The 24253-nt window shown below is 74.7% G+C and carries 22 protein-coding genes; 12 read left to right on the top strand and 10 right to left on the bottom strand.

The annotated features are described in order from the left end of the window. Positions 1 to 4 precede the first annotated feature (4 nt). The 5 genes from Sco07f_RS10170 to Sco07f_RS10150 all read left to right on the top strand — a co-directional run bounded on the left by Sco07f_RS10170 (position 5) and on the right by Sco07f_RS10150 (position 5860). Positions 5 to 1495, top strand: coding sequence for a SulP family inorganic anion transporter (locus Sco07f_RS10170; RefSeq protein WP_108987798.1), 1491 nt, complete (start codon positions 5 to 7; stop codon positions 1493 to 1495). A 180-nt stretch (positions 1496 to 1675) separates the two neighbouring features. After that, complete coding sequence (locus Sco07f_RS10165) at positions 1676 to 3043, top strand: PhoX family protein (RefSeq protein WP_108987614.1); 1368 nt, start codon at positions 1676 to 1678, stop codon at positions 3041 to 3043. A gap of 66 nt (positions 3044 to 3109) precedes the next feature. After that, positions 3110 to 4633, top strand: coding sequence for an FAD-dependent oxidoreductase (locus tag Sco07f_RS10160; protein WP_108987613.1), 1524 nt, complete (start codon positions 3110 to 3112; stop codon positions 4631 to 4633). Between the two features lie 90 nt (positions 4634 to 4723). Then, positions 4724 to 5602, top strand: coding sequence for a polysaccharide deacetylase family protein (locus Sco07f_RS10155; RefSeq protein ID WP_108987612.1), 879 nt, complete (start codon positions 4724 to 4726; stop codon positions 5600 to 5602). Between the two features lie 30 nt (positions 5603 to 5632). After that, positions 5633 to 5860 (top strand): hypothetical protein, encoded by a 228-nt coding sequence (locus tag Sco07f_RS10150; protein ID WP_108987611.1) that lies wholly within the window; start codon positions 5633 to 5635, stop codon positions 5858 to 5860. Here the strand turns inward: Sco07f_RS10150 and Sco07f_RS10145 are convergent. Beyond that, a complete protein-coding gene (locus tag Sco07f_RS10145) occupies positions 5852 to 6526 on the bottom strand; it encodes an ABC transporter (protein ID WP_108987610.1) in 675 nt (224 codons plus the stop codon). The two genes, Sco07f_RS10150 and Sco07f_RS10145, sit on opposite strands and share 9 nt — an antisense overlap. After that, on the bottom strand, positions 6523 to 7377 hold the full coding sequence (locus Sco07f_RS10140) for an ABC transporter ATP-binding protein (RefSeq protein WP_108987609.1): 855 nt from the start codon (positions 7375 to 7377) through the stop codon (positions 6523 to 6525). Before Sco07f_RS10140 ends, Sco07f_RS10145 begins: the two co-directional genes overlap by 4 nt. Before the next feature lie 67 nt (positions 7378 to 7444). Between Sco07f_RS10140 and Sco07f_RS10135 the strand changes: the two genes are divergently transcribed. From Sco07f_RS10135 to Sco07f_RS10120, 4 genes are all read left to right on the top strand, one after another. Next, on the top strand, positions 7445 to 8209 hold the full coding sequence (locus Sco07f_RS10135) for an aminoacyl-tRNA hydrolase (RefSeq protein ID WP_108987608.1): 765 nt from the start codon (positions 7445 to 7447) through the stop codon (positions 8207 to 8209). 98 nt (positions 8210 to 8307) lie between these two features. Beyond that, positions 8308 to 9648: an MbnB/TglH/ChrH family RiPP precursor modification enzyme gene (locus tag Sco07f_RS10130; protein ID WP_108987607.1), complete on the top strand. Its 1341-nt coding sequence runs from the start codon at positions 8308 to 8310 to the stop codon at positions 9646 to 9648. A 116-nt stretch (positions 9649 to 9764) separates the two neighbouring features. Then, a complete protein-coding gene (locus tag Sco07f_RS10125; protein WP_108987606.1) occupies positions 9765 to 10562 on the top strand; it encodes a TIGR04222 domain-containing membrane protein in 798 nt (265 codons plus the stop codon). Positions 10563 to 10677: 115 nt separating this feature from the next. Beyond that, positions 10678 to 12285 carry an alpha/beta hydrolase gene (locus tag Sco07f_RS10120; protein WP_167468060.1) on the top strand — a complete coding sequence of 536 codons (1608 nt, stop codon included), beginning with the start codon at positions 10678 to 10680 and terminating at the stop codon, positions 12283 to 12285. Here the strand turns inward: Sco07f_RS10120 and hemQ are convergent, their stop codons facing one another. Together hemQ and hemG are read right to left on the bottom strand one after the other, a co-directional pair. Beyond that, positions 12286 to 13017 carry a hydrogen peroxide-dependent heme synthase gene (hemQ, locus tag Sco07f_RS10115; RefSeq protein WP_007445291.1) on the bottom strand — a complete coding sequence of 244 codons (732 nt, stop codon included), beginning with the start codon at positions 13015 to 13017 and terminating at the stop codon, positions 12286 to 12288. 4 nt (positions 13018 to 13021) lie between these two features. After that, entirely contained in the window at positions 13022 to 14506 is a 1485-nt protein-coding gene (gene hemG / locus Sco07f_RS10110; protein ID WP_087789185.1) for a protoporphyrinogen oxidase, read from the bottom strand. Between the two features lie 237 nt (positions 14507 to 14743). On the opposite strand from hemG, the gene Sco07f_RS10105 reads away from it, so the two are divergent. Both Sco07f_RS10105 and Sco07f_RS10100 read left to right on the top strand, forming a co-directional pair. Beyond that, on the top strand, positions 14744 to 15703 hold the full coding sequence (locus Sco07f_RS10105; protein ID WP_087789186.1) for a DUF4349 domain-containing protein: 960 nt from the start codon (positions 14744 to 14746) through the stop codon (positions 15701 to 15703). A 27-nt stretch (positions 15704 to 15730) separates the two neighbouring features. Beyond that, on the top strand, positions 15731 to 17128 hold the full coding sequence (locus Sco07f_RS10100) for an FAD-dependent oxidoreductase (protein WP_108987604.1): 1398 nt from the start codon (positions 15731 to 15733) through the stop codon (positions 17126 to 17128). Between the two features lie 90 nt (positions 17129 to 17218). Here the strand turns inward: Sco07f_RS10100 and Sco07f_RS10095 are convergent, their stop codons facing one another. Then, a complete protein-coding gene (locus Sco07f_RS10095) occupies positions 17219 to 17563 on the bottom strand; it encodes a hypothetical protein (protein ID WP_087789188.1) in 345 nt (114 codons plus the stop codon). 135 nt (positions 17564 to 17698) lie between these two features. Between Sco07f_RS10095 and Sco07f_RS10090 the strand changes: the two genes are divergently transcribed. Next, positions 17699 to 18517, top strand: a complete 819-nt coding sequence (locus Sco07f_RS10090) for a rhomboid family intramembrane serine protease (RefSeq protein WP_108987603.1) — start codon at positions 17699 to 17701, stop codon at positions 18515 to 18517. A 28-nt stretch (positions 18518 to 18545) separates the two neighbouring features. Here Sco07f_RS10090 and Sco07f_RS10085 read toward each other — a convergent pair whose 3' ends face one another. The 5 genes from Sco07f_RS10085 to Sco07f_RS10065 are packed head-to-tail and all read right to left on the bottom strand — an operon-like array spanning position 18546 to position 23947. Continuing rightward, positions 18546 to 19763 (bottom strand): MFS transporter, encoded by a 1218-nt coding sequence (locus tag Sco07f_RS10085; RefSeq protein WP_108987602.1) that lies wholly within the window; start codon positions 19761 to 19763, stop codon positions 18546 to 18548. Between the two features lie 6 nt (positions 19764 to 19769). Further along, positions 19770 to 20348, bottom strand: a complete 579-nt coding sequence (locus tag Sco07f_RS10080; RefSeq protein WP_108987601.1) for a GNAT family N-acetyltransferase — start codon at positions 20346 to 20348, stop codon at positions 19770 to 19772. Then, positions 20341 to 21549 (bottom strand): type III PLP-dependent enzyme domain-containing protein, encoded by a 1209-nt coding sequence (locus Sco07f_RS10075; RefSeq protein ID WP_108987600.1) that lies wholly within the window; start codon positions 21547 to 21549, stop codon positions 20341 to 20343. The genes Sco07f_RS10080 and Sco07f_RS10075 overlap by 8 nt, the downstream gene beginning before the upstream one ends. Next, positions 21546 to 22871 carry a DUF6271 family protein gene (locus Sco07f_RS10070; protein ID WP_108987599.1) on the bottom strand — a complete coding sequence of 442 codons (1326 nt, stop codon included), beginning with the start codon at positions 22869 to 22871 and terminating at the stop codon, positions 21546 to 21548. Before Sco07f_RS10070 ends, Sco07f_RS10075 begins: the two co-directional genes overlap by 4 nt. After that, complete coding sequence (locus Sco07f_RS10065; protein ID WP_087789193.1) at positions 22853 to 23947, bottom strand: phytanoyl-CoA dioxygenase family protein; 1095 nt, start codon at positions 23945 to 23947, stop codon at positions 22853 to 22855. The genes Sco07f_RS10070 and Sco07f_RS10065 overlap by 19 nt, the downstream gene beginning before the upstream one ends. Positions 23948 to 24253: the final 306 nt, after the last annotated feature.

Here is a 24253-nt window from a genome sequence, read left to right as displayed (position 1 = left end):
CGGCATGTCACTCGTGTCCGACCGGAACCGGAAGTTCCCGCACTGGCGGCAGGACCTCACCGCCTCCCTCGTCGTGTTCCTGGTCGCGCTCCCGCTGTGCGTGGGTGTGGCCGTCGCCTCCGGTGTCCCGGCCGAACTGGGCCTGGTCACCGGCATCGTGGGCGGCCTGGTCACCGGATTCCTGCCGGGCAGCAGCCTCCAGGTCTCCGGCCCGGCCGCCGGACTGACCGTGCTGGTCTTCGGCGCTGTCGACCAGTACGGACTGCCCGCGCTCGGCGTGATCGTGCTCGCCGCCGGGGTCGTCCAGCTCGTGATGGGCGCCCTGAGGCTGGGGCGCTGGTTCCGGGCGATCTCCCTGTCGGTCGTCGAGGGCATGCTGGCCGGCATCGGCCTGGTGCTCATCGCCGGTCAGCTCTACTCGGCCGCCGGTCTGGAGGCCCCCGCCTCCGGCATCGACAAGCTCACCGGCCTGCCCGGGGCCGCCGCCGACGTGCTCGGCAGCACGGAGGCGCTCACCTCGCTCGCCCTCGGCGCGGGCACCGTCGCCGTGCTGGTGCTGTGGAAGCGGCTGCCGAAGCGGGCGCAGACCGTGCCGGGCGCTCTGGCCGCGGTCGGCCTGGCCACGGCGGTCACGGCGGCGTTCGGCCTGTCGGTCGCGACCGTCGAGGTGAGCGGCCTGCTGGACGTCGTCCAGCCGCCCGGCACCGACGCCTTCGGTGAGCTGGCGAACGTGGGCTTCCTCGGCACGATCGTCGCCTTCACCCTGATCGCCTCCGCCGAGAGCCTGTTCAGCGCCGCGGCGGTGGACCGGCTGCACGACGGGCCGCGCACCGAGTACGACAAGGAGCTGATGGCGCAGGGCGCGGGCAACACGGTCTGCGGTGTGCTCGGCGCCCTGCCGATGACCGCGGTCATCGTGCGCAGCTCGGCGAACGTCGGGGCCGGCGCCCGGACCAAGGCGTCCCGGGTGCTGCACGGCGTGTGGCTGCTGCTGTTCGCGGCGCTGCTGCCGTCCACGCTGGCCCTGATACCGCTGCCCGCGCTGGCGGGGATCCTGGTGCACGCGGGCTGGAAGCTGATCCCGTTCCGCGGGCTCGTGTCGCTGTGGCGCGGGCACCGGGGCGAGGCGCTGATCCTGGTGGTCACGGCCGTCTCGATCGTCGCGGTCAACATGTTCGAGGGCGTGCTGATCGGTCTGGCCCTGTCCGTGGTCAAGACCGCCTGGGAGACCTCGCACCTCAGGATGGAGACCGTCGACAAGGGCGCGGGACCCGTCCAGGTCCACCTCACGGGCAACGCGACCTTCCTGCGGCTGCCGAAGCTGCTGGAGAGCCTGGAGGCCCTGCCCCAGGACCGCCCGGTCGAGCTGGACCTGTCGGGTCTGCACCACCTGGACCACGCCTGCCGCACGGCCCTGGAGAACTGGGCCGAACGGCACAGCGCCGCCGGCACGGACCCGGTGAAGGTCACGGAACCGGAGAAGGCGGGGGTGTAGCGCGACGACCCCGCCCGGCACTTCCCGCGCGCCCCCGCAGGGAAGTGCCGGGCGGCTTCCCCGTCCGGTCCCCACCCGGTCGAGCGGTGACACGAGCGACACGCGTGGTTCCCGGGGCTCCTGGCAGGTGATAGACACGGCGGGGTCACAATCCTGTCCGCCAGCAGGAAGGTCACCGTCATGTCCGCAACCCGACGCCAGGTGCTCGCCCGTACCGGAGCCCTGGGCGCAGGCATCGCCTTCACCGGCGCCCTCTCGGAGCTCTTCACCGGCACCGCTGCCGCCCAGTCCCTGGGCCACACCGGCTACGGCCCCCTCGTCCCCGACCCCGACGGTCTGCTCGACCTGCCCAGGGGCTTCCGCTACCGCGTGCTGTCCCGGGAGGGCGACGAACTGCGCTCCGGGGAGGGCCCGGTGCCGTCCAACCACGACGGCATGTCGGCCTTCCCGGGCAGACACGGCCGCACCCACCTGGTCCGCAACCACGAGAACCGCGCCGACGGCCGCGTCCCCGTCCCCACCGTCAAGGGCCTGACGTACGACCCGGAGGGCAAGGGCGGCTGTACGGCGCTGGAGCTGGACTCCCGCAACCACGTCCTGTCCGAGCGGGTCGCGATCGCCGGCACGGCCGTCAACTGCGCGGGCGGACCCACGCCCTGGCACACGTGGCTGACCTGCGAGGAGACCGAGGACCGGGCCGGCACCAACGGCTACACGAAGGACCACGGCTTCATCTTCGAGGTCGACCCGGTCGAACCGCACCGCACCGGCGCGGTGCCGCTGACCGCGATGGGCCGCTTCCAGCACGAGGCGATCGCCGTGGACCCGCGACGCGGGGTCGTCTACGAGACGGAGGACGCCTTCGACCGGCCCTTCGGACTGTTCTACCGCTTCCTGCCCGAGAAGCCGCTGGGCGGCCGGGGCTCACTGCGGGCGGGCGGCAGGCTCCAGGCGATGCGCGTGCCGGGCGTGCCCGACCTGTCCTCGATCCAGGAGACGGGCGCCACCTTCGACCGCATCGAGTGGGTGGACGTGCCCGACCCACTGGCCGACGGGACGCCGATCCGCTTCCAGGACTTCGGCCGGGGCGGCATCACCCACGCGCAGAAGCTGGAGGGCTGCTACTGGGGCGGGCGGAGCGTGTACTTCGTGTCGTCCTTCGCCCACAGCGACGAGGGCTCGGCCGCCGACCACTACGGGCAGATCTGGCGCTACGACCCCGAGCGGCGCCGGCTCACCCTGGTGATCGTCTTCGGCCCGGACACCGACGTGCAACTGCCGGGCGAGTCCCCCGACAACATCTGCCTCGCGCCCAGCGGTGGCCTGATGGTCTGCGAGGACGGCAACGGGGCGCAGCACGTCTTCGGTGTGACCCGGCGCGGCGAGGTGTACGCCATGGCCCGGGGCGCGCAGAACATCGGCACGGAGGAGGAGCCCGAGTGGGGTGAGTTCGCCGGCGTCACCTTCTCCCCCGACGGCGACACGATGTACGTCAACTGCTACACGCCCGGCACCACCTTCGCGGTGACCGGCCCCTGGCGCGGGTAGCGGCGGGGCACAGGCAGGGCGCGCCGTCCGGTCACTGAAGCCGCCACCCCGGGGTACCCGGGCCGCATGACTCAGAACGTGCAGGTCAACGGCTCGTACTGGCTTCAGACGGCACCGGGCGGTGCGCCCCGTGCCGCGCTCGCCGAGGATCTCGACGTCGATGTCGCCGTGATCGGCGCGGGTGTCGCCGGGCTCAGTACGGCCTGGGAGCTGGCCCGGGCCGGGCGGAGCGTGGCGGTCCTGGAGGCCGGGCGGGTCGCCGCCGGCGTCACCGGGTACACCAGCGCCAAGCTGACCGTGCAGCACACCCTGGTCTACGACAGGCTGCGCCGCACCCGCGGCCCCGAGGGCGCCCGGCTGTACGCCCGCTCGCAGTCCGAGGCGATCGAGCGCGCCGCCGGGATCGTCGCCGAGCTGGGCATCGACTGCGAGTGGGAGGCGCGCGACGCGTACACGTACGTGCGCGACCCGGGCCGCGTCGACGAGGTGCGGGCCGAGGCGGCCGCCGCGAAGGAGGCGGGGCTGCCGGCGTCCTTCGTGACGGAGACCGGGCTGCCGTTCCCGGTGGCGGGCGCCGTGAAGGTGACCGGGCAGGCGCAGTTCCACCCCCTCAAGTACCTGCGGGCGCTCGCCGCGGACCTGGAGGCGCACGGCGGGCGGATCTTCGAGGACACCACCGTCCAGGGCCTGGACGAGGGCGAGCCCTGCCGGGTGAGGACGGAGGCGGGGGCGACGGTCACCGCCCGGGACGTCGTGGTCGCCACCCACTACCCGGTCTTCGACCGTGCCCTGCTCTTCGCCCGCCTCTCCCCGCGCCGCGAGCTGGTCGTCGCCGGGACCGTCGAGGCGGACCGCGACGTGGACGGCATGTACATCACCCCGGAGGAGAACACCCGCTCGGTGCGCACGGCACCCCTGGACGACGCGGGCCGCCGCCTGCTCCTCGTCACCGGGGAGCACTTCACGCCGGGCACGGGCGACACCCGCGAGCGCTTCGCGACCCTGGCCGCCTGGGCGGACGAGCACTTCCCCGGCGTCGAGCGCACCCACGCCTGGGCCACGCAGGACATCGACCCCACCGACACCGTGGCGATGGCGGGCCCGCTGCACCCGGGCGCACACCACACGTACGTCGCCACCGGCTTCGGCGGCTGGGGGCTGAGCGGCGGCATCATGGCGGGCCGGCTGCTGACCGCGCAGATCACCGGCGAGGAGTGCGCGTGGAGCGGGCTGTACGACCCGCGCCGGCTGCGCACGGCGGTGCGCGAGGCGCCGGCGCTGCTCAAGACGCAGGCCGAGGTAGCCCGGCACTTCGTCGGCGACCGGCTGCGGCCCACCCCGCCGGTGGAGGCGCTGCCGCCGGGCGAGGGCGCGGTGGTCCGGGCGGGCGGTGACCGGCTGGCGGTCTACCGGGACGAGGCGGGCACGCTGCACGCCGTCTCGGCGCGCTGCACCCACCTGGGCTGCCTGGTCGGCTTCAACGCGGCCGAGCGTGCCTGGGAGTGCCCCTGCCACGGCTCCCGCTTCGACACGGACGGCAAGGTGACCGAGGGCCCGGCGACGAAGCCGCTGGAGCAGCGGGACATCTGACGCCGGGGGTCTGAGCCGGGTGGGTGACCGGGTCGGCACGTCGACCCACATAGTCATACGAACCGAACATCTCACTTCTACGTTCGTGCGGTGATCAGTCTCGTACGACGTACCACCGCACTCTGCGTCCTCGGCGCCGCCCTCGCCGCCTGCGGCACCTCCGGCACCGGTCAGACCCCCCGTCCCGCACCCTCGGCCCCCGCCCCCTCCTCCTCCCCGTCCGCCTCCCGGACGCCCACCCTCGCCCCGGGCCCCGCCGGCCTCACCCCCGTCTTCGAGCACGGGCCCCGCACCGACGGCGCGAAGGACGGCAGGAAGAACGGCAAAACGGTCGCCCTCACCTTCGACGCCGACATGACCGCCGACCAGGGGCCGCGAGCGGCATCGGGCGAACGGTTCGACAACCCGCAACTGATCGCGACGCTGCGGAGGCTGAGGGTGCCGGCCACGGTCTTCATGACCGGCCGCTGGGCCGAGGAGTACCCGGACCAGGCCCGCTCCCTCGGCCGGGACCCGGGGTTCGAGATCGCCAACCACTCCTACAGCCACTACGCCTACACCGACGACTGCTACGGCCTGCCGACGGTCTCCAAGGACGACATGCGCGCCGACCTGGAGCGCGCGTACGCCGCCTTCGAGAAGGCCGGAGTGCCGAATCCGATGCCGTACTTCCGCTTCCCCGGCGGCTGTTACGACAAGGCGGCCCTCAAGGAGCTGTCGGCAACGGGTGTCACCGCCGTGCAGTGGGACGTGGTGAGCGGGGACGCGTTCGCGACGGACGCCGACGCGGTGACCCGGCAGGTCCTCGACGGGGTGCGGCCGGGGTCGGTCGTCGTCATGCACTGCACGCGCAGCGCCGCCCCGGTGACCGAAAAGGTGGTGCGGGCGGTCGTGCCCGAGCTGCGCCGCCGGGGCTACCGCTTCGTCAAGGTCTCCGAACTGATCGGCGCCGCGAACGGGCGCGGCTGACGTCCCGCGCCGACGTCCTACGCTGGAGACATGACCAGCGACCACGACCAAGGCCCGGACGGCTCCGGCTCCGGCTGCGAGCCCGGCGGTTACTCCCTGATCGACTCGGCGCCCCGGCCGCCCAGGGCCGACGGCCCGCCGTACGCGGACTGCGTCGTGTGCCGGGAGCCGACGGAGTACCCGGAGTCGTACAAGGGGATCACGCTCTGCCCGGTCTGCGAGTGGCAGGAGGCCCAGCGGACCGCCTGTTCAGGCTGACGTCCTGCGCGAGCTGAGCGCACAGGCCGCGGCGGTCGCGGCCGCGGCGACGACCGCCGCCCCGGCCAGCGGCAGCAGCGGCAGCGGGACCGCGCCCGACTTCGACCCGGTGACCAGGCCGCCGACCGCCGCCCGTGCCGGGGACCCCGACGCCACCAGCGCCAGCAGGGCCGCCAGCAGCAGCGCGGGCACCGCGCGGCTTGGCGAGCGCAGCACCGGCCAGGCGGTGAGCGCGCCGACGGCGGTGCCGAGCAGGGCGCACACCAGCGCGGCGAGCAGTCCGGCGCCGCCGGCGGGGAGCAGCGGTACGCGCGTGCCGTGACCGGTGCTGACCGGGTCGCTGATCAGCGTCACGACGACGGTCGCCACCGCGCCGAGGACGGTCGCGGCGGCCAGCGCCACGAGCACGGAGGCCAGATGGGCCCGCGCGGGACCGCGGGCCGCGGACACGCACCCCCGCGCGGCGGGCGGCTCACCGGTGACGCAGATCCGCACCAGCCAGGCCGCGACCGGCAGCAGCACGGCCGCCGCCCAGCCCAGCGAGTCGAGCACCGGCTGCCCTCCCTGTACTCCGACGCCGAGCGCGGCGGCATACAGGACGACGGGCGGCAGCCAGCGCTGGGAGCGCAGCAGGAGGGCCGCCTGGTAGCGCAGGAGAGCGGTCATCGGGGGTCCTCCGGGGCGTGCACGCTCACCACGTGCCAGGGCGGACGGGCGGTCAGGAGCGTGCGCAGCAGGACGTCGGAGTGCGAGGCGGGGACACCGATCGTGTGGGACCCGGGGCCGGTCTCCTCCGTCGAGGCGGCCGTCCGGTACGCGTCGGCGGGCAGTGCGGCGCCCGGCGGCCCCTGTACCCGGACGACGACCCGCGGTCCGGCGGCCGCCGGGGCGGGACCGGTACGGCGGTGCAGCGTGCCGTCGCGCACGGTGTACACGGCGTCGGGCGCCCCGGCCAGGCGGCCCGGATCGTGGTCGACGAAGACCACGGCACCGCCCCCCGCCACCCGTTCGGCGACCGCCCGTTCCAGCTCGCCCCGCGCGCCCGCGTCGAGCCCGGTCCAGGCCTCGTCGAGGACCAGCAGTTCCGGCTCGGCGACCAGCGCCTGCGCCACCGCCACCTTCTGGCTGCCGCCCTTGGACAGCCGGGAGAGCCGTGTGCCGGCGTACCCGGCGGCCCCCAGCCGCTCCAGCCACTGCCCCGCCGCACGGGCCGCCGCCCGGCGGGACAGCCCGTGGACGGTGCCGAGGTGGGTGAGGTACCCGGCGGCGGTGAAGGGCAGGGCGGGCGGGAAGCGTTCGGGGACGTAGGCGGTACGGGGGCGGCCGGTGACCCTGCCCTCGGTGGGGGCGTCGATCCCGGCGAGCAGCCGCAGCAGCGTGGACTTGCCGGTGCCGTTGGTGCCCTCGACGCGGACGAGGGTTCCTGGCGGCACGCCGAGGTCGACGCCGCGCAGCACCCAGGGGCCGCGGATGCCGTACCGGCGGCCCACGCCGTCCAGCCGTAGCTCGCTCTGCATGGGGCTCATACTCTCGCGGGCGGGAGGCCCGGCGGCCCCGGTCGGGCGACTTGGCAGACTGTAGGGCGTGAGCAACGACCCGACGACGCCCGTCCCCGCCTCCGTCCCAGCCGCGGCCCCGGCCGCGGCGCCGACCCCCGACAGTCCCTTCCGCGCCGAGCCCGGCGACCGCGACCTCGCGCCGCAGTTCGTGCTCCCGCTCGTCGTGCGCATCGAGCGGGCGGCGCCGCCACCCCGTACCGACGCGCTGGAGACCGCGGCGCGCGCGGTGCTGGTGATGCTCGGCGACGAGCGGTCGACCGGTGACGGCGCGTGGGCGCGGGCGATGCGGGACTGGCAGGACGCGCGCATCCGCAAGGTCGTACGCCGGGCCCGGGGCGCGGAGTGGCGGCGGGCCGAGGCACTGCCCGGCATCACGGTCACCGGCAAGAGCGCCGAGGTGCGGGTCTTCCCGCCGGTCCCGCTGGACGGCTGGCCCAAGGACCTGGCCCGCCTCCAGGTCTCCGGCACCGACCTCGACGACCCGGAGCCGCCGGCCGCCGCCGACCCCGCCGCGCCGGTGCTCTGGATGAACCCGGACCTGGACATGTCGGCGGGCAAGGCGATGGCCCAGGCCGGCCACGGGGCGCAGCTCGCCTGGTGGGCGCTGTCCGACGGCGAGCGGTCGGCGTGGCGCGAGGCGGGCTTCCCGCTGTCGGTACGCACCGCGGACCCGGCCCGCTGGGGCGGCCTCACCACCGGCGGCCTGCCGGTGGTGCGCGACGCCGGCTTCACGGAGATCGCGCCGGGCTCGTGCACGGTGGTCGCGGACCATCCGGCGCTGCGGCGGTAGGAACCTCAGATGTTGCTCTGAACAAGCCCCGCCCGTGGTTCGGCCCGGGCCGGGCGGGCGATATCCCCGGCATGTGTGCGGCGAAGGGGGACGCGATCATGGGGCGAACGGCGCGACTGGGCACCGGAATCGGATGGCGGCCGGAGATCGCGGACGCCGTCGAGCGGATGCCCGGCATCGACTGGGTCGAGGCGGTGTCCGAGAACCTGTGTCCCGGGCATCTGCCCGACTCGCTGCTGCGGCTGCGCGAGCGCGGGGTCACCGTCGTACCGCACGGGGTCTCCCTCGGGCTCGGCGGCGCGGAGCGGCCGGACGCGGGGCGGCTGGCGGCGCTGGCCGAGCGGGCGGAGGTCCTGGGGGCGCCGCTGGTCACCGAGCACATCGCGTTCGTCCGGGCGGGCGGCGCGCTGACCGCCTCACCGGCGCTGGAGGCGGGGCACCTGCTGCCCGTGCCGCGCACCCGTGACGCCCTCGACGTGCTGTGCGAGAACGTGCGCATCGCGCAGGACGCGCTGCCCGTACCGCTCGCCGTGGAGAACATCGCGGCGCTCGTCGCCTGGCCGGACGAGGAGCTGACGGAGGGCCAGTTCCTCTACGAGCTGGCCGACCGGACGGGGGTGCGGCTGCTGATCGACGTGGCCAACCTGCACACCAACCACGTCAACCTCGGCGCGGACCCGGCCGAGGCGCTCGCCGAACTGCCCCTGGAGGCCCTCGCCTACGTCCATGTCGCGGGCGGCTTCGAGCGGGACGGCGTCTGGCACGACAGCCACGCCCACCCCGTCGCGCAGCCGGTGCTCGACATCCTGACCGACCTCGCCTCGCGTGTCGCACCGCCGGGCGTCCTGCTGGAGCGGGACGAGAACTTCCCCGACGGCGACGGGCTGAGCGGTGAGGTGGAGGCGATCCGCACCGCCGTCGCGAAGGGGCGGGCGGGGAGTTGCGCGGCCGTGACGGGCGGGGCGGCGCCACGCACCTCCTCTGGCGCCGGGTCCGGGTCCGGGTCCGGGTCTGCCGGCGACGCCGTACGCCAGCGGCTCGGGCTCGCGCAGGCCGCGCTGCTGTCCGCGCTGGTCGCGGGGACGCCGGTGCCCGAGGGGTTCGACCGGGTGCGGCTGGGAGTGCAGGCCCGGGCACTCGCCGGGAAGCGGGCCGACGTGGTCGGGAAGGTCGCGCCGGAGCTGCCGGTGATCCTGGGCGCGCGGTACCGGCCGGCCTTCCTCGCCTACGCGCAGGGGTCCCCGCTGACCGGCGGCTACCGGCGGGACGCCCTCGACTTCGCCGCGCACGTGCTGCGGACGGCGCCGGGGGACGAGGACCCGGCCGTGCGGAGGGCGTTGCGGGAGTGGTGGCTGGACCGGTCGGGGCCGGTGCCGCGTTCCAGGCGTCCCGGGGCCCGGCTGGCCCGTGCGACCAGGCGGGTTCTGCTGCGCCGCTGAGCCGGGGGACGGCCTCGGGGGACATCACCAAACGGAACGTCACATACCCACAACACCGTGTCCCGGAATGTGAACAGGGCGTGGCGCCGGCGAAAGCCTTGGCATAGATATACGGCATGTTCTGGGTCCTTTTCCTCCTGTCGGCCTGGGCCGTCGCCGGCCTCGCCTGTCTGCGGCTGTGCCTGGCCGCCGTACGCGCGGCCGCCGTCGGCCCGCGCGCCGCGGCTCCCGAGCACACGCTGACCCTGTACGAGGCGGCGTTCCTGTCCGGCGGCCCGCGGCGGGTGGCCGACCTGACCCTCGTCTCCATGGCACGCCAGCGGCGGCTGCTGCTCGCGCACACCGGCTGGGCGACGGTCGTGGACCCGTGCGGCCGGGACGACATGGAGCGGTCGGTCATAGGGGCGATAGGCCCCGGGGGACAGTCCCGGATAGCGCCGGTACGGGCCGCCGCGGCCGCCGCCGACGCGGTACGGGGCCTGGCCGACCGGCTGGTCGGCGCGGGCCTCGCCGTACCCGACGGCGGCACCGGCGGTGTCACGGCCGGGGTGCGGCGGGTGCGGGTCGCCGCGGTGGCCGTGTGCGCGCTCGGCCTGGCCGCTCTGGCGCTGCCGCTGCCCGCCACCGAGCCACGCCCGCTCATCGCCCTCTGGTTCGCGCTGCCGCTCGCCCTGACGCTCGGGTGCCTCGCCATCACGCGCATGGAGATCCACCCGCAGGCGCGCTGGGCCTCCCCGGCCGGGCAACGGCTGGTCGGCGCCCTCGTCCGGCAGGCGGACGGCACGGCGGACGACCGGACCTTCCTCACCTCGGTCGCCGTGCGGGGCGTGCACGCGATCGGCGAGCCGGACCTGCGGGCGGCCTTCGCCCATCGCGAGAAGTACGCCGGGGACCACTGGGAGCGCCGGGCCTGACGCGCCGGGGGCGTGCGGGGGGCACTCGGCGGCGACACCCGCGGGCGGTGCTTGCCCCGCCGGGCCGCCGCACCAAACATCCCTTGTGTCACACCGTGCACCGAAGGGATACGCGATGCGAGCTGCCGCCCTCTACTCGGCCGCCGGGTCCTTGCTGCTGACCACCCTCGCCGCCGTGCCCGCGGAGGCCACCCCGGCGCCCGCGGCCGGGCCCGGGTCCGCCGAGGCGAGCGGGACCGCCGTGGCCGCCCGGCGCGCGGCGGCGGCCGGGATCGAGTTCGGGGCGTGCCCGAGGGCGGAGAAGCTGCCGGACGGCATCCGCTGCGGCACGGTGTCCGTGCCCCTGGACTACGCCCACCCCGACGGGAAGCGGATCGAGCTGACCGTGAGCCGGGTGCGGGCCACCCACAAGGACCCCGAGGGCGGCGGACGCCGGGTGGACGGACAGGGGGCCCTCCTCTACAACCCGGGCGGCCCCGGCGCCTCCGGGCTGTACTTCCCGCTGGTCGGCATGGTGCCCGAGTGGAAGCGGATCGCCGCCGCCTACGACCTCGTCGGCTACGCCCCGCGCGGCGTCGCGCCCTCCGCGCCGCTGTCCTGCCAGGACCCCGGCGACTTCTTCAAGGGGCCGCGCCCCGCCCCGACGCGGCCTTCGGACGCGTACAAGGAGCAGCGGGCCGCCGAGGCCGAGGCGTACGCGCGCGACTGCGCGGAACGGGGCGGGGACGCGCTGCGGCACTACCACTCGCTCAACAACGCCCGTGACCTGGAGGTCGTCCGCGCCGCGCTGGGCGAGCGGCGGCTCACCTTCATGGGCGCGTCGTACGGCACCTACCTCGGCGCGCTGTACGCCGAGCTGTTCCCCTCGCACGTACGGCGGATGGTGTTCGACGCGGTGGTGAACCCGGACCCGGAGCAGGTCTGGTACCGGAACAACCTGGAGCAGTCGGAGGCGTTCGAGGACCGCTGGGACGACTTCAAGGAGTGGGTCGCCGGGCACGACGCCGTGTACGGGCTCGGGGACACGGCGCGGCAGGTGCAGGACGCCTACGAGGAGGCGAGCGCACGGCTGGCGGCGGAGCCCGCGGGCGGGACGGTGGGGCCCGCGCAGTTGCAGGGCGCGATGCTGAAGGCCGGGTACTACGACGACTACTGGCCGCACCGTGCCGAGGCGCTGTCGGCCTATCTGAAGGGCGACCCGCAGCCGCTGATCGACCAGGCGGGGACGCGGACCGAGGAGGGCGCCGTCGCGGCGGAGAACTCCAACGCCGTGTACACGGCCGTCGAGTGCAACGACGCGCCCTGGCCGGCCGACTTCGAGGTCTGGGACCGGGACAACACCCGGCTGGCCCGCCGGGCGCCGTTCGAGACCTGGGACAACGTGTGGACGAACCTGCCGTGCGCCTACTGGCGGGTGCCCCGGCAGCAGCCCCTCGACGTGCGCACCGCGCCGGGTGAGCTGCCGCCGACGCTGGTCCTGGCCGCGGAACGGGACGCGGCGACGCCGTACGAGGGCGCGCTGGAGCTGCGGCGGCGGCTGTCGGGCTCGGTGCTGGTGACCGAGCGGGACGCGGGGACGCACGGCATCGCGGGCGGGCCGAACGACTGCGTCAACGGCCACCTGGAGGCGTACCTCCTCGACGGCCGCCTCCCGGCGCGGGACACGTCGTGCGCCCCGCGCCCGGAACCGGAGCCGAGGCAGGCCGCGGCGCCGAAGGCCTGACTAGGCCAGCCCGGCGACCAGCTCGCCGATGTCCTTCCGACGACCCGTGAAGAACGGGATCTCCTCGCGGACGTGGCGGCGGGCCTCGGAGCCGCGCAGGTGGCGCATGAGGTCGACGATGCGGTGCAGCTCGTCGGCCTCGAAGGCGAGGATCCACTCGTAGTCGCCCAGCGAGAAGGAGGCGACCGTGTTGGCACGCACGTCCGGGTAGCCGCGGGCCATCTTGCCGTGGTCGGCGAGCATGCGGCGGCGGTCCTCGTCGGGCAGCAGGTACCAGTCGTACGAGCGCACGAACGGGTAGACGCTGATGTAGTTGCGCGGCGTCTCGTCGGCCAGGAAGGCCGGGATGTGCGAGCGGTTGAACTCGGCGGGGCGGTGCAGCGCCATGTTCGACCAGACCGGCTCCAGCGCACGGCCGAGCTTCGTGCGGCGGAAGAGGTTGTACGCCTCCTGGAGCTGGTCGGCGGTCTCGGCGTGCCACCAGATCATCAGATCGGCGTCCGCGCGCAGACCGGACAGGTCGTAGGTGCCGCGGATCGTCACGTCCTTCGCGGCGAGCTGGTCGAACAGCTCCTGGACCTCGTCGGCGTACCCGGCGCGGTCCTCGGGGAGGCCGTCCTTGAGCTTGAACACGGACCAGAGGGTGTACCGGATGACCTCGTTGAGGTCCTTGGCCAGCTTGCCCTTGTTCGGGATCCGCTCGGCGGCGGGGGTGGAGGCGTCGTCACTCATGGCCCTATTCTCCCGCTCCGCCGTGCAGACTCCGCACCGGGTGGGCCGTGAGCTCCTCCACACCGCGCAGGTCGCCCCGGATCTGGTCGGCGGCGGCGTACGCGCTCGCGATGCTCGCCGGGATGCCGACGCCGTCGTACGCCGCGCCGCACACCGCGAGGCCCGGGAGTTTCGCGACGTGTTCGCGGACGCGGGCCACGCGCGCGTGGTGGCCGACGGGGTACTGCGGCAGGCCGTCCTGCCAGCGGGTGACACGGGTGGCGACCGGCGCGGCGGTCAGGCCGGTGGCCTCGCCCAGGTCGTGCCGGGAGACGGCGACGAGGCCTTCGTCGTCGCGGCCGAGGATCTCCGTGTCGCCGTACCGGCCCACCGAGGTGCGCAGGACGACCAGGTCCGGGTCCTCGTCGGCGATCCAGCCCCACTTGCGGGAGGCGAAGGTGGACGCCTTGATGGTGTGCCCGTCGACCGGCGGTACGAGGAAGCCGCTGCCCTCGGGGAGCGCGGCGGCGTCCGAGCGGCGGTAGGCGAGGGTGACCAGGGCCATCGAGGCGTACTCCACCGCGGACAGCTCGGCCGCGGCGGCGGGCGCCTCGGCGCGCAGCAGCTCGGCGGCGGGACCGGCCGGGACGGCGACGACGACCGCGCCGGCGTGCAGCACCCGGTCGCCGGCGACGATCCGCCAGCCGTCGGACGCGGTGCGGCGCAGCTCGGTGACGGGCGCCCGCGTGAGGATCTCGCCGCCGCGCGCGCGGACCGAGTCGGCGACGGCGGGCGGCAGGGTGCCGATGCCGCCCTCGATGCCCATGAACACCGGGCCGCTCGGCGGTGAGGTGGCCGTGCGGCCCTGGAGGGCGCGGACGGCCTCGGTGAGGGAGGTGTGGGTGCGGGCGGCCTCGAAGAGCTGGGGCACGGCCGAGCGGAGCGAGATGCGGTAGGCGTCGCCCGCGTAGACGCCGCCCAGCAGCGGCTCGACGAGGCGGTCGACGACCTCGCGGCCCAGGCGCGCGGCGACGTATTCCCCCACGGCCACGTCGTCGCCGACCTCGGTGCGGGGCAGTTCGGCGTCGCGTCCGATGCGGGCGAGGCCCTCCGCGGAGAGCACGCCGGACAGGGCGGCGGCGGTGCCGGGGACGCCCATGACGTGGCCCTTGGGCATGGGGCGCAGCGCGCCGCGGGTCCACAGGGAGGCGGTCGCGGTGGACGGCGGCTGGAGGCGGTCGGCGAGTCCGGCCGCGCGGGCCAGGCCGACGGCCTCGGGGCGGCGGGCCAGCATCGACTCGGCGCCGAGGTCGACGCGTACGCCGGCGATCTCGCCGGGCAGCAGCTTGCCGCCGACGCGGTCGGACGCCTCCAGGACGGTCACCCGGGCGCCGGCCTCCAGGAGGCGGTGGGCGGCGGCCAGTCCGGCGATGCCGGCTCCTACGACGACTACGTGTCCGGGGCCCTGTTCCGGGGGGAACTCGCCCGCCGGGGTCTCACTTGCGCTCATGCCCCCAGCGTCTCAGACGCCACCGACACCGCCCCGGGGCCGGACGGCCCAGGCCCCGGGCCCACAGGTTCCCGCGCGACCCGTTCGCCCGTCCGGCGCCCTTCCGGCCGCGAGTCCGGCCGCGAGTCCGGCCGCGAGTCCGGACCGTGATCTCTTCGGGACCGTTCCGCGCCGTCGCACGACCCTCCGCGCGCGTCGTAGAGACATCAGCCGCTACGACCCCGGGGGGTACCCGCGATGCAGGCACGACGAGCGACCACGAGGAGGTCCGCGCCGCCCGCCCGGGCCCTGGCCGGCCTGCTGCTGGTGACGGCGCTCGCCCTCACCGGATGCAGCGCCTCGGACGCCGGCTCCGACGGGGGCGGCAAGGCCGCCGCGCCGCAGCAGGGCTCGCAGGCGGAGGGCTCGCAGGCCGACGGCAAGGCAGGCGCGGCCGGTGAGGCCGGGTCCGGCCGTGCCGGGGAGAGCGCGCCGCCCGAGCTCGCCGCGGCCCACCTCATCCGCACCGTCTCCCTGAGCGTTCAGGTCAAGGACACGTCCAAGGCACTCGACGCGGCCCGCACCGCGACCGAGAACGCCGGCGGTTACGTCGGTGACGAGAGCACCAGCCGGGACGCCGAGGGCCACGAGCGCACCGAGGTGACGCTCCGCGTGCCCGTGGAGCGATACGAGGACGTCCTCGACGAGCTGGAGGGCGCCGGGAAGCTGCTGCGGCGCGAGGCGAAGGCCGAGGACGTCACCGACCAGGTGGTGGACGTGGACAGCCGCGTCAAGTCGCAGCGCGCCAGCGTGGCCCGCGTCCGCGAGCTGATGGACCGGGCGACGGAGCTGGACGACGTGGTGACCCTGGAGGGCGAGCTGAGCACCCGTCAGGCGGAGCTGGAGGCACTGCTCGCCCGGCAGGCCTCCCTGAAGGACCGCACGAGCCTGGCCACCGTCACCCTCTCCCTGTCGGAGACGCCGGTGAAGCACGTCGAGAAGAAGGAGGACGAGGACCCCGGGTTCCTGGACGCGCTGGCCGGCGGCTGGGACGCCTTCGTGACGATGCTGCGCTGGCTGGCGGTGGTGCTCGGCGCGGTGCTGCCGTTCGCGATGGTGGCGGCGCTGCTCGCGCTGCTGTGGCTGCGGGTCGTGCGCCCCCGGCTGCCGCGCCGTCCGCAGGCGCCGAGCGGGCAAGAACCCGGGGCGGGGGACTGAAGGATCCCGCCCACGTAGCGTGTTCGCATGAACATGAGCGCTGGCGGCGGGAAGAGGGAACGGCTGGTCGTGATCGGCGGCGACGCCGCGGGGATGTCCGCGGCGTCGCAGGCGCGTCGGCTGAAGGGCCCGGACGAGCTGGAGATCGTGGCGTTCGAACGCGGTCACTTCAGCTCGTTCTCGGCGTGCGGCATCCCGTACTGGGTCGGCGGCGACGTGGCCGAACGGGACGCGCTGATCGCGCGCACGCCCGAGGAGCACCGCGCCCGGGACATCGACCTCAGGATGCGCACCGAGGTCACGGAGATCGACGTGGCCGGCGGGCGGGTACGCGCGCGTGACGTCGATTCCGGGGCCGAGTCCTGGACGTCGTACGACAAGCTGGTGATCGGGACCGGGGCGCGGCCGGTCCGGCCCGAGCTGCCGGGCGTCGACGCGGCCGGCGTGCACGGGGTGCAGACGCTGGACGACGGGCAGGCGCTGCTCGACACGCTGGCCCGCACGCGCGGCCGTCGCGCGGTGGTCGTCGGCGCCGGGTACATCGGCGTGGAGATGGCCGAGGCGCTGATCAACCGCGGCTACGAGGTGACGGTCGTCAACCGCGGCCGGGAGCCGATGGCCACGCTCGACCCCGACATGGGCCGCATGGTGCGCACGGCCATGGAGGGTCTGGGCATCACCATGGTGAACGGCGCCGAGGTCACCGAGGTGCTGACCGGGGACGACGGCCGGGTCCGGGCGGTGGCGACCAAGGACGCCGAGTACCCGGCGGACGTGGTGGTGCTCGGCATCGGGGTCCGTCCCGAGACCGGGCTCGCCGCGGCGGCGGGGCTGCCGCTCGGCGCGCACGGCGGGCTGCTGACGGACCTGGCGATGCGGGTGCGCGGCCACGAGAACATCTGGGCGGGCGGCGACTGCGTGGAGGTGCTCGACCTGGTCTCCGGGCAGGAGCGGCACATCCCGCTGGGTACGCACGCCAACAAGCACGGGCAGGTCATCGGCACCAACGCCGGCGGCGGCTACGCCACCTTCCCGGGCGTGGTCGGTACGGCGGTCAGCAAGGTGTGCGACCTGGAGATCGCGCGGACCGGCCTCAGGGAGAAGGACGCGCTGCGGGCGGGGCTGCGGTTCGTGACGGCGACCATCGAGTCCACCAGCCGCGCGGGCTACTACCCGAACGCCTCCCCGATGACGGTGAAGATGCTGGCGGAGCGGCGCACCGGGCGGCTGCTCGGCGTGCAGATCGTCGGCCGTGAGGGCGCGGGCAAGCGGGTCGACATCGCCGCGGTGGCCCTCACGGCCGGGATGACGGTCGAGCAGATGACCGCCCTGGACCTCGGTTACGCACCGCCCTTCTCCCCGGTGTGGGACCCGGTGCTGGTGGCCGCCCGCAAGACGGTGCGGGCGGTCGAGCAGCAGGGCTGAGCGGCGTAGCCGAGCGGCAGCGCGGGAGCGCGGGAGCGGCTCAGCCGAACAGCAGGGCTGAGTGACGCAGCCGAGCGACCGTGCCGGGCGCTACGCCGTTCCGTTGATCCGGTCGATGGCCTGCCGCGCCTGCTCGGCCGGGGGCCGGGCCGGCAGGGAGGACACCGAGGCCGGCGCGGTCGCCGGCACCGGGGAGCCCACCGCGGGCGGCTGCTCACCGGCCGGCCTGGCGTGGGACGCGGCCCGCGTGGAGCGCAGCCGGTGGCTCACCGCCTCGTCCAGTGTCACCGGCCGCTGCGTCTGCGCGGCCAGCCGCCCCGCCTCCTGGCCGAGCCGGGCGACGTCCTCCCAGGGCAGCCGGAGCACGAGGGCGACCTCGGCCTCGCCGTCGGGCAGGGCGTGCAGCGCGGGAGCCGGTGTGACCCGTTCGTTCATCGCCTGTTTCCTCACGTCGTCCCCGCGCCCCGCCTTCCCCGGGCCGCGGGCGGTTGAGAGGGCATACGTACACACGGACGGGGGCGTTCAACGGGCGAACCGGTTCGCCGTCCGCCGGGCGGGCAGAAGTGTCTCGTGGTCATCCCCGTCCATGACGTGAACCCGGCGCGCCGCACCCCGTGGGTGACGTACGCCCTGATCCTCGCGAACGTCCTGGTGTTCCTGTTCACCCCCGGCATGACCGGGTCGGCGACGGGCGACGGCAGCCTCGCGCAGATGTGCGACCTCCAGGCGTTTCTGGACCACTGGGCGGCGGTGCCGCAGGAGCTGCTCCAGCACCGGATGCCGCGCCTGGTGCCCACCGGCGCCGTCGGGGTCGGCCCGCAGGGGCCGGGCTGCGTGGTCGCGCCGCCCGGCTACGACAAGTCGCCGGAGCTGAGCGTCCTGACGGCGATGTTCCTGCACGGCGGCTGGCTGCACCTGCTGGGCAACATGCTGTTCCTGTGGATCTTCGGCAACAACGTCGAGGACCGGATGGGCCACGTCCCCTTCCTGCTCTTCTACGGCGTCTGCGGCTACGCGGCGACCTACGGCTTCGCCCTCCTCAACTCCGGCTCGGGCGCTCCGCTGATCGGCGCGTCGGGCGCGATCGCCGGGGTGCTCGGCGCCTATCTGGTGCTGTATCCGAGGGCCCGCGTCTGGGTCCTGGTGCCCTTCCTGATCTTCCTGCCGCTGCGGCTGCCGGCCTGGCTGGTGCTGGGCTTCTGGTTCGGGCTCCAGGCGGTCTACTCCTCCGGCGGGGCCGTGTCCGACGCGGGCACGGTGGCGTACGTGGCCCACGTCGTCGGCTTCGTCGTCGGCATGCTGATCGCCTGGCCGCTGCGGCGGGGCACCCGTCCCCCGCCCGAGCCGCGCGGGCTGCTGTTCGGCAGGCGGGCGCGACCGGGGTGGTGAGTGGCGGGCACGGCATGCCCCCGTGGGGTCAGGCCGGGGTCGCCTCGCTCCGCGCGACGGGGGCGGTGGGGGCGGTCCAGCGGATGCGGGTGCCGCACAGCGCGACGGCGCCCGCAGAGGCGGCCACGGCGCCCATGCCCCAGGCCAGGCTGCTCGCACCGGCGACGAAGCCGATGAGCGGCGGTCCGGCCAGCAGTCCCGTGGTGCCCATGGCGGCGACCAGCGTCAGCGCGTCCGAGCCCTGCCGGGCGGCGGCCGCGTAGACGCAGGGGGTCACGGCCGCGATGCCCAGGCCCATGCAGGCGAAGCCCGCCAGGGCCGGGGCGACGCCGCCGCTGACCAGGGCGGCGGCGAGGCCGGTGGCGGCCACGGCGCTGCCGAGGAGGACGACCCGTCCGTCGCCGAAGCGGCTGCGCCAGCCGTCGGCGAAGAGGCGGGCGACGACCATCATCCCGGACACCACGGCGATGCCGAGCGGGGCGAGTTCCGCCGACGCCTCGGCGACGTCCTTCAGGTAGAGGGCGGACCAGTCGTTCATGGCGCCCTCGGCGACGGTGCCGAAGACCATGGCGCAGCACATCCACAGGGTCGGGCGGGAGGGGAGGGTCCAGCGACGGCGGGCGGGCTCCGGGTCGGCGGGGGCTTCCGCGGCGGCCGGTTCCGTCCCGTCGGGCGTGGTCGCGTCGTCGAGCAGTCCGGTGCGGGCCGTGGCACCGAGGGCGACGAGCAGCGCGACGGCGACCCCGAAGTGCGCCGCGACCGATCCGGTGGCGGCGGTCATGCCGGAGGCGAGCAGGGCCGCGAGCAGGGAGCCGGCGCTGAAGACGGCGTGCAGCCTCGCCATCGTGTTGCGTTCGTGCCGTGCCTCCAGGGCCGCCCCCTGCGCGTTCATGGCCACGTTCAGGCAGCCGACGAGGACGCCGTCGGCACACATCACCAGCAGGGCCACCGGGTAGTTCGGCGCCGCCGCCAGGGCGAGCAGCAGCAGGGCGAGGCCGAGCTGGGACAGCAGGGACAGCCGGCGCGAGCCCATGCGGCGCATCAGCCAGGCGACCGCGGGGAAGGACACCGCCGCGCCGACGCCCGCGGCCATGAGGAGGACCCCCACCTCGGCCGCGCTCAGGCCGAGGTCGGATTTGATCGCGGGAATCCGCGCGGCCCAGGTGGCGTACTGGAAGCCGAGGGACAGGAACAGTGCGGCGATCGCCAGCTGGCCGCGCCGGAACGGATCGTGGAGACGGGACACGCGCAATCAGCTCACTTCGCGCAGGGTGGGGGCGGGCGGGGGCGGGGAGAGGGACGGGCGGGGCCGGGTCTGCCGGGCGGCCGCCACCGGCCTGGACATGTAGACGGCTTCGCCGCCGTACTCGCCGGCCGGCACGACGCCCGGCTCGGGCACGAAGCCGCGCGCCGTCCAGAAGGGCTCGGTGCCGCCCACGGCGACCAGGGAGATCCGCTCGTCGCCGCGCGCCCGTGCGGTGCCGGTGAGGTGGTGCAGGAGGTGCCGTGCGAGTCCCGTGCGGCGCAGGCCGGGGGCGACGACGATGTCGTGGAGGTGGAGGTTCCCGGGTGGACACGCGGTCGCGGTCCGCTGCTCGCCCCGCGCCAGGTCCGGGTAGCGGTGCGGCGGATACGGCAGGGCGAGCAGGTAGCCGGCCGTGCGGGCGCCGACGTCCACGACGAAGCAGGTGTCCGGGGACGCCGCCGCCCTGGACTGGAGCGCGGCCCGGCCCTCCGACAGGCCGAGGCCGGTGTAGGCGTCCCGCTCCAGCGTGACGACCGCGTCCCAGTCCCCGTCGGCCAGGGTGCGTACGCGTACGGTGTCAGCCATCGGCGCCGGTCCCCTCCTGGCCGCCCGCCCAGGCGTACGGCAGCGGGGCGAAGCCGTTGAAGCCGAGGGTGGTGTAGCTGGTCGCGTAGGCGCCGCAGGACAGCACCCAGACCGGGTCGCCCGAGGCCAGCGCCCGGGGCACCGGGACCAGTCCCTCCTGGTGGGAGTAGGCGTCGTCGCTGTCGCAGGTGGGTCCCGCGACCACGGCCGGGACGTACGGGCCGTCGGGGTGGCCCGGGAAGACCAGCCGGTACTGGAGGGCGTCCATCTCGTACAGGCCGTTGAACTTGCCGCAGCTCAGGTAGAGCCAGTGCTGCCGTTCGCCGTCCGCGGCCCGGCGTTCGGTGAGCCGGGCGACGTGGGCGCGGATCGCCCCGTGGTCGGCGACGAGGTGCCGTCCCGGTTCGACGACGAAGTCCAGGGGACCGCCGTGGATCCGGCGCAGTTCGTCCATGCCCTCCCGGATCACCGCGAAGATCTTGTCCAGCGGTGGGTCGAGAGGGGTGCCGCGCCGGTCCCGGTAGCCGAGCGCGGGCAGTCCGCCGCCGAGGTTGACGTGGTCGACGCGGATGCCGCGCCGGCCGAGGGTGCCGAGGACCTCGCCCAGGTCCTCGACGGCGCCGTGCCACGCCTCGCCCGTCATCTGCTGGGAGCCGACGTGGACGGACAGGCCCGCCGGCACCAGCCCGGCGTCCCGGGCCGCCTCCAGTACCCGGACGGCGTCGCGGGGCGGGCAGCCGAACTTGTTGCTCAGTCCCCACACCGCGCCCGCCCCGCCGGTCGCCACCCGGCAGAACACGCGTGCGCCGGGGGCGTGTTCGGCGAGGGCGGCCACGTCCTGGAGGCTGTCGGTGGCGAAGGTGCGCACGCCCAGCCGGTACGCCTCGGCGATGTTCCGGTCGGACTTGACGGTGTTGCCGTAGTGCACGCGTCCGACCGGCATGCCGGCCCGCAGCGCCTGCTCCACCTCGCCGGGTCCGGCCGCGTCGGCCCCGGCGCCCCGGCGGGCCAGGGCGGCGAGGACCTCGTCGACCGGGCAGGCCTTCATCGCGAACCGCACCCGTACGCCGGGCAGTTCACGCAGGAGCGCGTCGTGGCGCTCCTCGATGCCGGCCAGGTCGTACACGAGCCGGTCCTCGGTGGCGGCGGCGAGGGCGGCGGCGAGGGGCGCGCTGAGGCCCGCGGCCGTCGGCGCGCTCACCGCGGCTGTCCCTCGGGCAGCTCGACGGGGGTGGCCCTGGCGGCGGTCACCATCCCCTCCCACGCCTCCGTGAGCAGCGCGAAGTCCGCCATGTCGTCGCGCGCCTCGTCGAGGAGGTGGGCGCGGCGGCCGGCCAGGTGGTCGGCGACGTCGGCGTATCTGCCGCCGAGCCGCCGGTAGGCGGTGTCGAGGGCGTCGAGCCTGCGGACGTTCTCCCCGGTGTCCAGGCCGGTGCTCTCGCGGGCCAGGGCGGCGACGGCGCCGGGGCGGGCCCGGCCGTGCTCGTCCAGCAGCGCGTCGCCGGCTTCGGCCATGCGGTCGTAGACGAAGTGGAAGTAGAGCATCGACAGCAGGAACTTGGCGAAGCGGGTCTGGTAGGCGAGGAAGCCGGGGCCGGTCCTGCGTTCGCCGGTGTGGTAGTTGACGATGTTGCGGTTGTGCAGCACACCGGGCAGCCGGGCGTCGTGCACGAGGTGGATGAGGAAGTAGTCGCTGCCGATGGTGTCCCGGGCGGGCGGCAGCGGAACGCGTTCGGCGACCGTCGCGCCGTGGAAGGCGATGTTGCACATGTCCACGCGCATCGGGTCGACCACCGTCAGCAGCGCGTGGTCGGCCGCGAAGGGTTCGGTGCCGGCGCCGGTGAAGGACTCCTCGACCAGTGCGTGCTTCCGCTCGGCGGACCAGCCCTCGGGCGCCCAGAGGGAGACGACGTCGCGGTAGACGTCGGGGTCGGCGTCCCGTATCCGCGCGATGTCGACGGAGAGTTCCCCCACGAAGGAGCTGCCCACCATGGCGACCCGCCGCTCCAGCAGGGCGCCGGTCAGGGTCGACTCGGTGACGTGGGGCACGGCGTCGGCGGCGCGTGCGCCGAGGGACAGCAGCTCGTGGTGGACGGGGAAGACCGGACGGCCGTCCACGCTCTGGTAGCGGCTGTCGGAGTCCCTGCGGTGGACGGACTCGCAGCCGAGCGCGGCCGCGATCAGGAAGGCGCGGTTGGTGCAGGCACCGTAGGACAGCCCGTCGGGGAGCATCAGGTCGAGGAGCAGTCCGGGCTTGGTGCTGCCGGAGCGTGCCGTCACCCGGGTGAGGAAGTCGCGCTGGGCGGCCTCGTCGAGGTGGTGGACGGTGATCCGGGGGTGGTCCGGCAGGAGCCGCAAGGCGTCGGCGTGGGCGGCGCGGTCCTCGGCCGGGCAGGAGTCGAGGACCAGCAGGTGGACATCGATGTCGAAGTGGTCGGCGGCGTGGGCGGCTTCCGCGCCCAGGGCCGTGATCGTGTCCGGGCAGTGCCGGTTGGTGGGGAGGGTCAGGCAGATGCTGCGCATGCGGCGTCCCCGGTGGCCTCGTCGGTCGCCTCGTCCGTGCGGTCGCCGTCGGTGCCGGCGTCCCCGTGCCAGGAGGTCAGGCCCAGCAGTTTCGCGCCCAGTTCGGTCAGTTCGGCGGGACCGTAGCGTTCGGACTCGTGCCGGTGGGCGTCACCGAGGAGGGTGGCGTTCCAGTCGGGGGTGGCGAGGGTGCGCCAGGAGTCGACGCGGGAGTCGCGCAGGGTGCGGTGGGTCTCCAGCGCGGGCATCATCGACAGGTACTGGACCGCCCGGACGCCCTCGCCGGAGACGTTGGGGGCGACTCCGTGGGCCAGCAGGCCGTTCCAGATGAGCAGGTCGCCGGCCTCCAGGTCGGGCCGTACGACGGGCATGTCCTCGCGGTCGATCGCGGGCCGGATCGGGTCGCGGTCCTCGGGCTGGAGGGCCTTCCAGCGGTCGAAGCGGCGGAACAGCTCGGGGCAGCACTGGAAGCCGCCGTGGTCGGGCTTGGTGTCGTTGAGCGCGATGATGCCCTGGACGCGCTGGGGCAGGACGCCGAGCGTGGTGTCGACGTCCCAGTGCAGCTCGATGTCGAAGCCGCGGTCCGGCTTGTCGATCAGGGCGCGGTCGCGGTTGCCCGTGTTGGGCGGGTTGAGGTTGAGCCGGTCCAGGGTGACCCACAGCTCCTCGCAGTCCCACACGTCGACGAAGGCGTCGTAGACGCGCTGCGTCTGGCGGCTGTCCCAGATGAGCTGGTGCTGGTACGCCTCGACGAAGCCGTAGATGTGCAGTTCCCGGTCGAGGTCGGAGCGGTATTCGCGGTCCTGGTACCAGGTGTCGGGGCGTTCGGGGTCCAGGCCCTGGAACTCCCAGGCGAAGTCGAGCAGCCGGCGCGCGGAGCCGGCGGGTATCGCCTCCTTCACGACGACGTAGCCGTATGTCTGCCAGTGGGCGAAGTCCTCCTCGGACAGCACCCGCAGCGGACGGGTCTTGTCGAGGTCGCGGAGCTGGGTGCGGGCCAGGTAGGTGTCGGCGTCCGCGCTGAAGTAGGGCAGGTCCGACGGTGCTCGGTGGAGGTAGGAATCGGGCGTCGCCATGGGGTGCTCCAGATCCTCGCCGTCGCCCCGTGCGGGCGACGGCGGTGCGCACGACGGTGGTCGGCCGTCGCACATGAGGTCGGTGGTGGCAGCGGGAGCCCGCTCGCGGCACGGGGGCGGGAGCGGGGCGACGGGGCGGCTCGGACGGGGTGGTCCCCGGTCCGCGCCCTCGTCCGGAATGGTCGTCTCGTCCGGGGTGGTCGTCACGGAAGTCGTCGCCACGGCAGCGGTTGCGCAGTCCGGCCGAGGCTGATGTCCGGCGCGGTAACTGGAGTCACATGGGCCCCTCGCCGAACTTGCGCCTCA

The organism is Streptomyces coelicoflavus (genome assembly GCF_003112555.1).
Classification (GTDB): Bacteria; Actinomycetota; Actinomycetes; order Streptomycetales; family Streptomycetaceae; genus Streptomyces; species Streptomyces coelicoflavus.
This window is presented reverse-complemented; position numbering and strand designations above follow the sequence as displayed.